The organism is Streptomyces galbus (assembly GCF_005280195.1).
In the GTDB taxonomy this organism is placed as follows: Bacteria; Actinomycetota; Actinomycetes; order Streptomycetales; family Streptomycetaceae; genus Streptomyces; species Streptomyces galbus.
This window is the reverse complement of sequence record NZ_SZPR01000037.1, coordinates 39533-51052: the sequence shown is the minus strand read 5'-3', so window position 1 is coordinate 51052 and position 11520 is coordinate 39533. Positions and strand designations below refer to the sequence as shown.

General features: G+C 72.2%; 14 protein-coding genes. 8 read left to right on the top strand and 6 right to left on the bottom strand.

The features are described 5' to 3' along the window. Nucleotides 1–370: 370 nt before the first annotated feature. Nucleotides 371–976 (bottom strand): NAD(P)H:quinone oxidoreductase, encoded by a 606-nt coding sequence (wrbA, locus tag E4U92_RS34060; protein ID WP_067241447.1) that lies wholly within the window; start codon nucleotides 974–976, stop codon nucleotides 371–373. Nucleotides 977–1249: 273 nt separating this feature from the next. Here wrbA and E4U92_RS34055 point away from each other — a divergent pair, with 273 nt between their 5' ends. The 4 genes from E4U92_RS34055 to E4U92_RS34040 all read left to right on the top strand — a co-directional run bounded on the left by E4U92_RS34055 (nucleotide 1250) and on the right by E4U92_RS34040 (nucleotide 4275). Further along, nucleotides 1250–2455: a cysteine desulfurase-like protein gene (locus E4U92_RS34055; protein WP_137304316.1), complete on the top strand. Its 1206-nt coding sequence runs from the start codon at nucleotides 1250–1252 to the stop codon at nucleotides 2453–2455. 213 nt (nucleotides 2456–2668) lie between these two features. Beyond that, on the top strand, nucleotides 2669–3496 hold the full coding sequence (locus tag E4U92_RS34050) for an SDR family oxidoreductase (protein ID WP_137304315.1): 828 nt from the start codon (nucleotides 2669–2671) through the stop codon (nucleotides 3494–3496). Between the two features lie 82 nt (nucleotides 3497–3578). After that, nucleotides 3579–3842 carry an HU family DNA-binding protein gene (locus E4U92_RS34045; RefSeq protein ID WP_137304314.1) on the top strand — a complete coding sequence of 88 codons (264 nt, stop codon included), beginning with the start codon at nucleotides 3579–3581 and terminating at the stop codon, nucleotides 3840–3842. A gap of 46 nt (nucleotides 3843–3888) precedes the next feature. After that, nucleotides 3889–4275 carry an SRPBCC family protein gene (locus E4U92_RS34040; RefSeq protein WP_137304313.1) on the top strand — a complete coding sequence of 129 codons (387 nt, stop codon included), beginning with the start codon at nucleotides 3889–3891 and terminating at the stop codon, nucleotides 4273–4275. 12 nt (nucleotides 4276–4287) lie between these two features. Here the strand turns inward: E4U92_RS34040 and E4U92_RS34035 are convergent, their stop codons facing one another. Further along, nucleotides 4288–4764, bottom strand: coding sequence for a hypothetical protein (locus E4U92_RS34035; protein ID WP_137304312.1), 477 nt, complete (start codon nucleotides 4762–4764; stop codon nucleotides 4288–4290). Nucleotides 4765–4896: 132 nt separating this feature from the next. On the opposite strand from E4U92_RS34035, the gene E4U92_RS34030 reads away from it, so the two are divergent. Both E4U92_RS34030 and E4U92_RS34025 read left to right on the top strand, forming a co-directional pair. Further along, nucleotides 4897–5205 (top strand): hypothetical protein, encoded by a 309-nt coding sequence (locus E4U92_RS34030; protein WP_137304311.1) that lies wholly within the window; start codon nucleotides 4897–4899, stop codon nucleotides 5203–5205. 33 nt (nucleotides 5206–5238) lie between these two features. Then, nucleotides 5239–6180 (top strand): ADP-ribosylglycohydrolase family protein, encoded by a 942-nt coding sequence (locus E4U92_RS34025; RefSeq protein WP_137304310.1) that lies wholly within the window; start codon nucleotides 5239–5241, stop codon nucleotides 6178–6180. 88 nt (nucleotides 6181–6268) lie between these two features. On the opposite strand, the gene E4U92_RS34020 is transcribed toward E4U92_RS34025, so the two are convergent. Next, nucleotides 6269–7489, bottom strand: a complete 1221-nt coding sequence (locus tag E4U92_RS34020) for a chitinase (protein WP_174864139.1) — start codon at nucleotides 7487–7489, stop codon at nucleotides 6269–6271. Between the two features lie 203 nt (nucleotides 7490–7692). On the opposite strand from E4U92_RS34020, the gene E4U92_RS34015 reads away from it, so the two are divergent. Continuing rightward, the gene (locus tag E4U92_RS34015; protein WP_137304309.1) at nucleotides 7693–8268 is read left to right on the top strand and encodes a hypothetical protein; all 576 of its coding nucleotides are present in this window, start codon (nucleotides 7693–7695) and stop codon (nucleotides 8266–8268) included. A 33-nt stretch (nucleotides 8269–8301) separates the two neighbouring features. Here the strand turns inward: E4U92_RS34015 and E4U92_RS34010 are convergent, their stop codons facing one another. The 3 genes from E4U92_RS34010 to E4U92_RS34000 are packed head-to-tail and all read right to left on the bottom strand — an operon-like array spanning nucleotide 8302 to nucleotide 10666. Further along, nucleotides 8302–8787 carry a WapI family immunity protein gene (locus tag E4U92_RS34010; RefSeq protein ID WP_137304308.1) on the bottom strand — a complete coding sequence of 162 codons (486 nt, stop codon included), beginning with the start codon at nucleotides 8785–8787 and terminating at the stop codon, nucleotides 8302–8304. Nucleotides 8788–8822: 35 nt separating this feature from the next. Further along, nucleotides 8823–9500 carry a response regulator gene (locus E4U92_RS34005; protein ID WP_137304307.1) on the bottom strand — a complete coding sequence of 226 codons (678 nt, stop codon included), beginning with the start codon at nucleotides 9498–9500 and terminating at the stop codon, nucleotides 8823–8825. After that, a complete protein-coding gene (locus tag E4U92_RS34000) occupies nucleotides 9497–10666 on the bottom strand; it encodes a sensor histidine kinase (protein ID WP_137304306.1) in 1170 nt (389 codons plus the stop codon). Before E4U92_RS34000 ends, E4U92_RS34005 begins: the two co-directional genes overlap by 4 nt. Nucleotides 10667–10928: 262 nt before the next feature. On the opposite strand from E4U92_RS34000, the gene E4U92_RS33995 reads away from it, so the two are divergent. Beyond that, nucleotides 10929–11393, top strand: coding sequence for a hypothetical protein (locus E4U92_RS33995; RefSeq protein WP_137304305.1), 465 nt, complete (start codon nucleotides 10929–10931; stop codon nucleotides 11391–11393). Nucleotides 11394–11520 lie beyond the last annotated feature (127 nt).

Here is an 11520-nt window from a genome sequence, read left to right as displayed (position 1 = left end):
AGACGCAGCCTCCCGGTCGGCGCCAGAGGGGCATTACGGTGGGACACGAGGGCCTCCTGGACGTCGGTGCAGACTTCGCAATCCACACCGAACCCAGAAGGCCCTCACCTGTTCAAGCACCCAGCACGCGTGTCACCAACGTCCCGGGACAACACACCTAGGTCGTGTCCGCAAAGTCCCGTCGTCCGCCCGGAGGGCGGGCCCTGCGGCGTCCGGTGCGTGCTCTCGGCGTGCCGGGCGGACGCCCGCGTACTGGCCGTACTCGGGTGTTCGCCCGGTGCGGCGGTGGGGGCACCTCCCGCGTGAGCGAAGCCGAGCGTGGGGGAGCGTGCCGGGCGTCGCAGGGCAGGCGGGACTTTGCGGACACGGCCTAGGACATGCGCAGGCGTTCGGCGATGTCGGCGAGGTGGCGGCCCTGGTAGCGGGCGGCCTCGAGGGTCGCCTCGTCCGGCGTCTCGCCGCCGCCGCTGGCCCAGCTGGTGCCGTAGGGGTTGCCGCCGGCGGCGAACAGCAGCGGGTCGGTGTAGCCGGGCGGCACGATGACACAGCCCCAGTGGTAGAGGACGTTGTTCATCGACAGGATGGTGGACTCCTGGCCGCCGTGGCGGTTCATGGCCGAGGTGAAGCTGGTGGCGGGCTTGTTGTGGAAGACGCCGGCCTGCCACAGGCCCCCGGTGAGGTCGATGAACTGCTTGAGCTGGGACGTGACGTTGCCGAACCGGGTCGGCGTGCCGAAGGCGTAGGCGGTCGCCCACTCCAGGTCCTCCAGCGTCGCCTCCTGCACCTCGTTCTTCGTGGAGTCGACGTGCGCGCGCCAGGCGGGGTTGGCGTCGACGGCCGTGTCGGGCGCGAGTTCGTGGACGCGCCGCAGACGGACCTCGGCGTCGCGTGAGGCCGCGCCTTCCGCCACCGCCTTGGCGAGTTGGTGGACGTTCCCGGTGGCGCTGTAGTAGATCACGGCGACACGCACACTCATGACACACTCCTGGACGCATGCGGAGGAGAAACGGGATTCCCACTGTCGCGCCGACGCCCCCGATCCGCGGACAACACGCCGCCGCGGGAGCCGCAGTCCGCCGAACGCACGAGTCGCCCGTCCCCGATCGAGGCCCGGGCGGACGACGGCCGGCACGCCATCGGAGGGCGGCCCACCGGTGGCCCGTGCGTGATCAGGGAGGCGGTCTCGTCGCAGCTCGGCCCATGAGGTTGACTCGTGCCACTGGTCCGGACCTCGACAGGAGCTGAGAAGTTGCCGTACGACATCGCCTCCCTGCGCTCGCTCTTCCCCGCACTCGAGGCAGGGACCGTGCACTTCGACGGGCCCGGGGGCACGCAGACGCCGCGGCCCGTCATCGACGCGATGGCCGACGTGCTGGCGCGGCCCCTGTCCAACCGGGGGCAGTACTCGCTCGGGGAACGCAACGCCGAGAGCATCGTCGCCGGTGCGCGGCAGGCCATGGCCGACCTGCTGGGTGCCGACCCGGCGGGGATCGTCTTCGGGCGCAGCGCCACCCAGCTCACCTACGACCTCGCCCGCACCCTCGCCGCCTCGTGGGGGCCCGGTGACGAGGTGGTCGTCACCCGCCTCGACCACGACGCCAACATCCGACCCTGGGTGCAGGTCGCGGAACGGGCCGGTGCCACCGTGCGCTGGGCCGGGTTCGACCCCGCCACCGGCGAGCTGACCGCCGACGACATCCGCGCCGTCCTGTCCGAACGCACCCGTCTCGTCGCGGTCACCGCCGCCTCCAACCTGATCGGCACCCGCCCGCCGGTCGCCGAGATCTGCCGCGTGGTCCATGACGCGGGGGCGCTCGCGCACGTCGACGGCGTCCACTACGCCGCGCACACCCTCGTCGACCTGCCGGCGCTGGGGGCGGACTTCGTCGTCTGCTCGCCGTACAAGTTCCTCGGCCCGCACCACGGGGTCCTGGCCGCCCGGCCCGCGCTGCTGGAGACCCTGCGCCCCGACAAGCTCCTGCCCTCCAGCGACGCGGTCCCGGAGCGGTTCGAACTGGGCACGCTGCCGTACGAGTTGCTGGCCGGCACCCGTGCCGCCGTGGACGTCCTGGCCGGGCTCGACACGAGCGCCACGGGCACCCGGCGCGAACGCCTGGCCGCCTCCTTCGCCGCGCTCGAAGGGCACGAGGCGACCTTGCGGGCCCGGCTCGAGAAGGGACTGGCCGAGCTCCCGGGCGTGACCGTCCACTCCCGGGCCGCCGACCGCACCCCCACCCTGCTGCTGACCTTCGCGCACCACGACACCGCCGACGCCTACCGCTTCCTCGCCGCGCGCGACATCCACGCACCGTCCAGCCACTTCTACGCCCTCGAAGCCTCCCGCCATCTGGGCCTGGGCGACAGCGGCGGCCTGCGCATCGGACTCGCCCCCTACAACGACGCGGAGGACGTCGACCGGCTGCTGGCCGCGCTGGCCGAGTTCCTGCAGGGCTGAGCACGGACGGACACCCGACGGGGCCGGGCGCAGGGGCACTTGATCCCCTGCGCCCGTGCAAGGCGCGCGAACCCGGGCCGCTCCGTCAACGCCCCGAGAACAACGGCGCACAGCTGTGCGAAACCCTCCCCTGCGTCGCCGGGACCGGGTTACCTTGCCGCACGACCGCCACCACCGGGAGGCGGCCCGGCCAGCAGCAGGGGGGACCACACCATGCAGCGCTACGACGACACCACCGCACCCTCGCCGAGGCAGGGGGCGGTGCAGGCCGACCCGGCGCGGCCGTTGGAGGGGAAGACCGCCCTGGTGACCGGCGCGAGCCGCGGGATAGGCCGGGCCATCGCCCGGCGCCTCGCCGCCGACGGCGCGCTCGTCGCCGTCCACTTCCACAGCAACGAGGCCGCCGCGCAGGAAACCGCCGACCGCATCACCAAGAGCGGCGGCCAGGCCTTCACCCTCCACGCTCCCCTCGGTGTCCCGGACGACGCCGAGACCCTCTTCGGCCGCTACGACCAGGCCCTCGCCCAGCTCGGCCGGCCGGCCGAGCTCGACATCCTCGTCAACAACGCCGGTCTCAACATCCGCGGCACCATCACCGACACCACGCCCCAGGACTTCGACCACCTCATCGCCGTCCTCGCCAAGGCGCCCCTGTTCCTGGTGCAGCAGGCCCTCCCCCGGCTCCGTCCCCACGGCCGGATCATCAACATCAGCTCCGCCGCCACCCGGGTCGCCCTGCCCACGGCCCTCGCCTACACGATGGCCAAGGCAGCCCTCGAAGCGCTCACCCGCACCCTCGCGCCCACGCTCGCCCCCCGGAACATCACCGTCAACGCCATCACACCCGGCTACACCAAGACCGACCTCAACCACCACCGCTGGGACACCCCGGAGAAGGAGGCCGCGCACGCCGCTCAGTCGCCGTTCAACCGCCTCGCCGACCCGAGCGACATCGCCGACATCGCGGCCTTCCTGGCCTCCCACCACTCCCGCTGGATCACCGGCCAGACCCTCGACGCCAGCGGCGGCGTCGGCCTCTGACGGGCCGAGGAGATGCGGACGGCACGGGCCGGCGCGAACCTGGAGGGACCGACGCCCTTCGCCTGCCGACCGGGAAGTGACCATGGACAAGACGCACCTCATCGACATCACGGCGCGCCGCGCCACCGAGAGCGCCGGGGGCAGGGAGCTCACCCCCGGGGACGTCGGCCGGGTCCTGGAGACCCTCTTCGGCACGGTGGAGCACCCCGGGACCATCGCGGAGGCCCTGAAGACCGACGAGACGGTCAGCCTGGGCAGCTTCGGCAGTTTCCAGAGCGAGGACGGCAGAGCGGCGTTCCGGCCCGGCAAGGCGCTGGCGGAGTACCTCCAGGGGCAGGTGGGGTGAGCCCCCGCCGCACCGCGGGCCGCACGCGTCGGCGCACGGGGCGCCCATGGGCCGGCTGAGGCTGCGGGCCACGGGGCCGGCGCGGCCGACGACGGTGTGGCAGCGCTACGCGGACCTCGACCAGTGGGCATCGTGGTCTCCGCAGATCCGTGCGGTTCACTCGGACGGCCGCACCCTCGTCCCCGGGCTGACCGGGACGGTCGAGTCGGTCGTCGGTCTCCGTGCCCCGTTCGCCGTGGAGTCCGTCGACCACCGCCGGCACCGCTGGACGTGGTGCGTCCGGCCGGGCCCCGTCCGGCTCCGGCTGCACCACGAGGTGCACGCGCACGCCCACGGCAGCCGGACGACCCTCCTCGTGGACGGCCCGACACCCGCGGCGGCTCTCTACGCCCCACTCGCACACCTGGCCCTCCGCCGCCTCGTACGCCCCTGACCCGACGGCGGGTCAAGGCAGCAGCCGCCTCGTCCCGGTCCAGGTGACCAGTTGCTCACGCAGCGGACCTGGTGGCAGGTGGCCGACCAGCCGCTCCAGGTGCGCCGTCAGGTTCTTGTGCCGCCGGAGCCGGAGGATGTCCTCGACCGGAAGGTCGCGCCAGCCGTCGGCGAGCGCGGCCGCGCGCTCGGGCGTGAGGGTCAGCGCCGCGAGGGTGTCGGCGGCCAGCGCCCGCGGACTCCAGTCGGGGTCCGCGTCGTCGGGGCCCAGCCGGTCGATCACCCACATGCGCAACATGAAGTCCTGGTGGGCCACCCGGGTCAGCTCCGCCTCGGTGCCGTCGAGCATCCGCCGGTTCGCGAGCAACGACAGCTTGGCCCATGCGCGACGCTCCTCCTGGGGAAGGCCGCACGAGTAGGCGTGCCCCTGTGCCACGACCCGCGCCGTCTCGAGCACCATGCCGGACGTCGCGAGGACGAAGCTCCGCATCTGGTCGAGCGTCCACGTGCTGCAGGCATGACCTGGCCCGTCCTCGTACGCATCACCGCTCAAGGGACACCCCCATGTCTCCGGCCGGTACCGCAGTTGCCAAGCATTGTCGCAGTACAGCAGGATCGGGCCATGTCCCGTTCCGTCGGCCCGCGCACTGCTGATCCGTGTCCTCGGTGCTTCGTCGAAGCGGTTCGTCCGGGTGTCCCGGTGACGGTCGAGGGGTGCGACGTCGTCGGCTACCACTGCGAGCAGTGCACGCACGCGTGGAACCGGCCCGTCGAAAGCGATCTGGGAGTCCACGACATCGTCAGGGCGGACCTCCCCGACGTCACGCTCTACGGCAGTGTTCGGCAGGTGGAGGGAGACCGTGTCCAGGTCCTCGTCTCGGACAGTCGGCGGCTGCTGTGGATCGAGCGTTGGCGACTCATCGCCTACTGACCGACGGCCGACGTGCGTGACAGGGGTGTCCCGGTGAAGCGTGCTCAGCGGGCCGCTGGGGCGGTGGTCGGTTCGGCGGTGGGTGACGCCCTGGGTGCGCCCTTCGAGTTCGGCCCCGAGGGGGCGTTCTCCGCCCGGTTTCCCGTCCCGGGCGCCGGCGGGGAGATGTGCGGAGGGGGCGGCTGGGACCCCGGCGAGGCCACGGACGACACGCAGATGGCCGTCCTGGTCGCGGAGTCCCTGCTGGAGCGGGGCGGGCTGGACCTGCCGGACATCTTCGCCCGCTTCCAGCGGTGGGCGGCGGCAGACCCGAAGGACATCGGCCTGCAGACCGAGGACGTGCTGACGAACGGCATGCCCTGGGACCTCGCGGCCGCGGTCCACTTCCAGGTGAACCTACGAGCAGCGGGGAACGGCGCGTTGATGCGGGCCTCGACGTCCGCCGTCCACTTCGCCGCCGCCGGCCGGGAGGCCACCATGGACGCGGCCCGCCGGATCGCCGCCCTGACCCACGGCGACCGCGCGGCCTGGGAAGGCACCGCGATCTTCCACGAACTCATCCGCGTCACGTTCGAGGACAGCGACCCCCTGGCCGCGCTCCCGGACATCCTGGCCCAGGTCCACCCCGACCACCGCGACCGCTACGCCACGGTCCTCTCGCCCGACTGGCACCCCGACCGGGCGACCGAGTTCAACGGTGCCGTGTGGCCCTGCCTGGGCTCCGCCGTCTGGGCGTTGCGCACCACCGCCGGCTTCGAGGACGCGGTACGCGCGGCAATCGACCTGGGCGGGGACACGGACACGGTCGCCGCGGTGACGGGAGGTCTCGCGGGCGCGTACTACGGGCTGGACGCCGTCCCCGCCCGCTGGAGCGAGCCGCTCCACGTCCCCCTGCCGGGCTTCGACGGACGGGTGCTGCGCCTGGCGGATCTGCTCCACCTCGCGGGCCGTCTCCTGCAGGAGGGCCGGCGATGAGACCCGGGCGGCGATCCACGGGAACGGCGAGGGCGGTCCGGGAGCCGGGCCGCCCTCGCGCGCCACAGAGGATGCAGCGGCGTTTCGCTCAGCAGGCGCCCTCGTCCTGCCACGGACCCCACTGCGAGGCGCCGGGCACCTCGTTCTGGGTCCACCACTTGGCCTTCCAGTTGTGCTTGCCGTAGGAGACCTCGTTCCCCGCGGTGTACGCCGTCGAGGGACTCCACGCCGTCTTGCAGGAGGCGGGGGTCGGCGTCGGTGTCGGGGCGGGCGGGGTGGTCGGCGGCGTACTCGGCGGAGTGGCACCCGCGAACTTCACGGAGTACGCGGCGAAGGCCCAGGGGTTCTGGGCGACGCTGGAGCACGTTCCGGACGTACGGCCGCCGTTGTCCGGCGGGTTGCACTGCCGGTCGCGGTTCAGCGACCAGAACGTGAACCGGTCCATGTGGTGGCTGGTGGCGTAGTCAAGCACCGTCTGGAAGTCGGCCTGGGTGAAGATCTCGCCCGTGTCGCTGCGGCCGTTCATGCCGGAGAAGCCCTCGTGGGCGTAGGCGGTCGCCTGGTCCCAGCCGAAGGTCGACTGCAGGATCGAGTTGAAGTTCGTCAGCGCACTGGTCTGGCTCGCCGCGCCGTTGAAGCCGCCGTCGAACGGCATGATGGAGAAGTTGTTCGGCGTGAATCCCTGGGACTTGGCCTCCAGCAGCATCTGCTTGCCGAACCAGCCGGTGCCGTCCGCGGTGCCGGCCGTCGTCACGGAGACGTACAGCCCGGGGTTGTTCTGCTGGAGGATCTTGGCGGCGCCGATCTCGTTGTGGATGGCCGCGGTGTTCTCGTACTCCGGCTCCTCCAGGTCGAAGTCGATGGCGTGCAGGCCGTACTTGGTGATGACCTGCTGGTAGGCCGCCGCCGTGGACGCGGGGTCCGAGCAGGCCTGGCCGAGCTTGGTGCCGCCGTAGCCGCCGATGGAGACCGAGACGTCGCCGCCCTTGGCCCGGATCGTGTTGATCACCGACTGCACGGCCGTGTCGGAGGAGACGGGTGCGGTGCCGTCCCAGGTGGGCGAGCAGCCACCGCCGTTCGGGGCCAGGACGAAGGCCAGTTGGAAGGCCTTCAGCCCGGTCGCGTCCATGATGGCGGCCGGGTCCGGCGGGTCGTTGTCCAGCGGCATCAGGTACGGGGCGGCGGCGTACCAGCGGTTGCCGAGCGCGGTGGTCGCGCCCGAGGCACTGTTGGCGACGAGGGCGGTCGCGCCGGCGGCGGCCAGCGTGACGGCCGCCGCCGCGCCCAGACAGGCCCGAAGGGATCTCATGAAGTGCCTTCCGGAGGGGGTGGGGCGGGGAGTTGCCCCAGGCTCCGGGAGATGTTGGGGTCACGTCAATGAGTTGGACTAGACCAACCGCCACTTTGGACTAGACCATACGATGCCTTTACCTCCTGTCGACCAGTCGCGCAGCCGCAGAGGGCAACGCCGGGGGTGGGTGCGTTGTCGGTGGCGACCGCTATGTTGCGATCATGGGTGTCTATCTGGTGAGTGTCGCTGCGCAGGACTGGTCGCAACCGGGCGAGGACGGGTACGGGGACGTCGCCGCCGCACTGAACGCCGAGTTGGAGCGGCGCGGGCTGCCCCCTTACGCGTTTCCGCAGGCGGCGCGGGAGGAGCGGGGCTGGTTCGAGGAGAAGGTCAGCCCGTCCATGGACGGTTTCCTGGAGCTGTGCACCACGCACCTGACCGACGAGGAACTGTCCACGCTCCTCGACTGGAACATGCTGGTGCCGTTCGCACTGGACGAGGAGATCGTGCTCCCCGTCGGCACCGCGTACTCCGAGGAGACGACGGTCGCCGGGGCCCCGCGCGTACTCGCCCTGGCCGAGCGGCTGGCCCGTGCCGTCGCCCTGCCCGTGGACGCGATACCGGCCGGCGAGAACCTCGCCCTGAGCCTGTGGTTCCTCGAGGGCGAGGCCGGGCGGACCGCCCAGGCACGCCCTGGGCCGTGGGCGGAGGACCTGGAAGCGTCCTTCTACGTGGCGTTCTACCTGCGCGCCGCGCAGTACTCCCTGCGGCACGGCTGCCCGATGACCTACTCCTGAGCCGGACGGCGGTTCGGCGCGGCAGGTGGTCGGTCAGCGGGTCGGGAACGAGGACAGGGAGAGGTCCCACTCGTCCGCCGCGTGCCGGAGCGCCGCGGTGTCCGCCTCGACCTCGACGGCGTACTGGTAGATGTCAGGCATGTCTTCACCCTGCTGCCACGGGGGTGCCGCCTCCAGGGACAGGTGGACGCGGACCACCGCGGTCCCGGCCTCGCTCCGGCCGGCGAGGCTCAGAGCCACGACCGGCTCGATGAAGCACGTGTCCGGTGTCAGCTCGCCCTCAGCGTCGGGTTCCGTGACCGCCACCGTCCCCGCGGCCACCGCGCGCAGCCACGCGGACACCTCGCGGGCCTCGTCGACGAGCAGACACGGATCCGTGAAGGACCACGTTCCCTCGGGCGTCGCCACCGTGCCTTCGACGACCAGCCAGTTGTCGTCGAAGGCGTCACCGGAGGCGGTGGCGAACTGGTAGCGCACCGGGCGGAGGTCGACGCCGCTGGAGAGGTCGTTCAGGAGCACGGGGCCAGGATGTCATGCGCCGGCAGGCCGGTCGGTCAGCCCGCGCACCCCGGGGTGACCAGGCCGGTCTCGTACGCCACCACCACGGCCTGTGCCCTGCTGCTCAGGTCCAGCTTGGTCATCGTGCGGTTGAGGTGCGTCTTGACGGTCGCCTCGCTGATGAACAACTCGCCCGCGATCTCCAGGTTGGACATGCCCCTGGCGGTCAGCTTGAGCACCTCCCTCTCTCGCGCGGTCAGCGTGCCGAGGTCGGGCGGCGGTTCGTCCGCCCTCCCGGTGTTCCCGCCGTGGCGGGCGAACGCCTCGACCAGGCGGCGCGTGACGCTGGGCGCGAAGAGCGTGTCTCCCGCGCCGACCGCCGCCACCGCGGCGAGCAGCCGCTCGGGCCCCGAGTCCTTGAGCAGGAAGCCGCAGGCACCGGCGCGCAGGGCGCCGTAGACGTACTCGTCCAGGTCGAAGGTAGTCAGGACGAGGACCCGGGGCAGCGGGTCCGGCGCGTCGGCGAGGATCTTTTCGGTGGCCGCGATGCCGCTCATGCCGGGCATCCGGATGTCCATCAGGATCACGTCGGGACGGGTCTGTGCGGCCAGGGCGACGGCCTCCTCGCCGTCCCCCGCCTCGCCGACCACCTCGATGCCGGGCGCCGCGCGCAGCAGCCCGGCGAGTCCGGCACGGATCAGGAACTGGTCGTCGACGACTAGCACCCTGGTCATCCCGATAAGTCTTCTCCCTCGCCTGCGGCCTGCGCGGAGGTGGGCAGGGTCAGGCGCACCGCGAATCCCCCCTCGCTCCGTGGGCCGATGTCGACCTGCCCACCGTAGAGCTTTGCCCTTTCCCGCATGCCGATCAACCCGTGCCCGCCGCCCGGACGCACCTTGTCCGAAACCGCCCCCTGTCCGTCGTCCGCGACGGTCACCTCCAACTGGCGTGTTCCGTAACGCAGTTGCACACTCGCGCTGGCCCCGGGTGCATGCTTGAGCACGTTGGTCAGCGCCTCCTGCACGACGCGGTACGCGCACAGCTCGACGCCGGGCGCGAGCGGACGGACCGCGCCCTCCGTCCGCAGGTCGACCCGCACGCCACCGGACCGTACGCGCTCGACCATCTCCCCCAGACGCGCCAGGCCCGGCATGGGCGCGGCCGGAAGGCCGTCCTCGTCCGGGGTCCGCAACACCCGCAGCATGCGGCGGAGTTCGTCGAGGGCCTCCGCGCTGGTGCCCGAGATCGTGGAGAGCGCGGCACGCGCCGTGTCGCGGTCGGAGTCGAAGACGAATCCGGCCAGGCCCGCCTGCACCGATATGACCGACATGTGGTGGGCCACCACGTCGTGCAGCTCGCGCGCGATCCTGCCGCGCTCCTCGGCCAGTTCCCGGCGGGTCCGTTCGGCCTGCTCCTCCCGCAGCCTGCGGGCGAGTTCGGCGGCACGGCGGGCTGTGAGGCCGAAGCGCCACAGCACCGCGGGGAAGACCAGGGCCTGGCCGACGACGGACGCCATGGAGTCGCTGCGGCTGACCACCCCCGCGTAGATCCAGATCGCGGCCATCGAGGCGGCGCAGGTGACGGACGTGCGCACGGAACGCAGCGAGGCGACCGTGTAGACGGCGAGCATCGGCCCGAAGGTGTTCACGACGGGCCAGTAGCCGGCGGTGACGTAGCAGACCCACACGACGTGGACGAAGGCGCAGACCGCGACCGGCGTCCTGCTGCGCAGCGCGAGCGGCAGGTTGACCAGGCCGACGAGCGCGTACGCGGGCGCGTCGAGCGCGGACCAGCCCTGACGTGTGGCCTCCTGCCCGAGGAGCACGGCCACGGTGGTGAGCGCCACGGCGATCACCGCGTCGGCGGCCGGACCGGCACGGTTCAGGGGGCGGATCCGCATCACCGCAGCGTAGCCGCGGGGCGCGCGGCGTCACGTCGAACTGCCGCGGTACCGCGGAAGGTTGAGGGAGCGGGCTCCTACCGCCGTGGGTCCGGCGGGAGTTCCATCCGTCGCCGGACGCGGCCGCGGACGGGCCGCCCGTAGCTTCTTGGACCAGCACGACGGCCCGGCGGCCGACCGCCGGACGCCGCGCCGCGGACACGGTCGACACGGGGTGCCCAACGGGGGGACCCGGCCGTGCTCCGGGAAAGGATGCGACACGATGACGGCACGAAAGAGCCTCGCCCTGGCGACGGCTTCGCTTGCGCTGGGCACCGGCTTCGCGGTGGCCGCTCCGGCCGCCCAGGCGTCGCCGGCGGTGCACAGCGCACCGGGCACCGCCGTTTCGCGGACCGACGCTTCGGCCGCGAGCGGCAGCTGGCACCGGATCTGGGGTCCGAAGAGCCACCGCCCCACCAAGTACTGGGCGACGCCCGACTTCGTCCCGCGCAGCAGCACGCTCGGCGTCAACGCGCGCTGCTGGAACGGCGGTGACGGCACCAAGTACAAGATCGACGTGGTGCGGACCCGCGACAAGAAGGTCGTCAAGAAGGGCGGCTGGGGCTACTGCAACGGCGGCTGGATGACGGTGAAGGCGAACGCGTCGTCCGGCACGTCGTACTACATGCGCATCTACCTGCGCGGCAAGGCGCACACGATCGAGGCGAAGGCCTACTACTACCGCTGAGACGCGGAGCGGCCGCCGCCGGCAACCGTGCGGCGAAGAGTGGAGCAGCGCCCGGTCCTCCCCGGTGGGAGGGCCGGGCGTTGCCGCAGTGCGGCCACCCTGTCGAGCCGTCGCCGACCGGCCTGGT

Coding starts and splice junctions, on each gene's coding strand:
- wrbA (WP_067241447.1), bottom strand. CDS start 976: ATGAGTGTGCGTGTCGCCGTGATCTACTACAGCGCCACCGGGAACGTC.
- E4U92_RS34050 (WP_137304315.1), top strand. CDS start 2,669: ATGCAGCGCTACGACGACACCACCGCACCCTCGCCGAGGCAGGGGGCG.
- E4U92_RS34045 (WP_137304314.1), top strand. CDS start 3,579: ATGGACAAGACGCACCTCATCGACATCACGGCGCGCCGCGCCACCGAG.
- E4U92_RS34040 (WP_137304313.1), top strand. CDS start 3,889: ATGGGCCGGCTGAGGCTGCGGGCCACGGGGCCGGCGCGGCCGACGACG.
- E4U92_RS34035 (WP_137304312.1), bottom strand. CDS start 4,764: ATGCGGAGCTTCGTCCTCGCGACGTCCGGCATGGTGCTCGAGACGGCG.
- E4U92_RS34030 (WP_137304311.1), top strand. CDS start 4,897: ATGTCCCGTTCCGTCGGCCCGCGCACTGCTGATCCGTGTCCTCGGTGC.
- E4U92_RS34020 (WP_174864139.1), bottom strand. CDS start 7,489: ATGAGATCCCTTCGGGCCTGTCTGGGCGCGGCGGCGGCCGTCACGCTG.
- E4U92_RS34015 (WP_137304309.1), top strand. CDS start 7,693: ATGGGTGTCTATCTGGTGAGTGTCGCTGCGCAGGACTGGTCGCAACCG.
- E4U92_RS34005 (WP_137304307.1), bottom strand. CDS start 9,500: ATGACCAGGGTGCTAGTCGTCGACGACCAGTTCCTGATCCGTGCCGGA.
- E4U92_RS34000 (WP_137304306.1), bottom strand. CDS start 10,666: ATGCGGATCCGCCCCCTGAACCGTGCCGGTCCGGCCGCCGACGCGGTG.
- E4U92_RS33995 (WP_137304305.1), top strand. CDS start 10,929: ATGACGGCACGAAAGAGCCTCGCCCTGGCGACGGCTTCGCTTGCGCTG.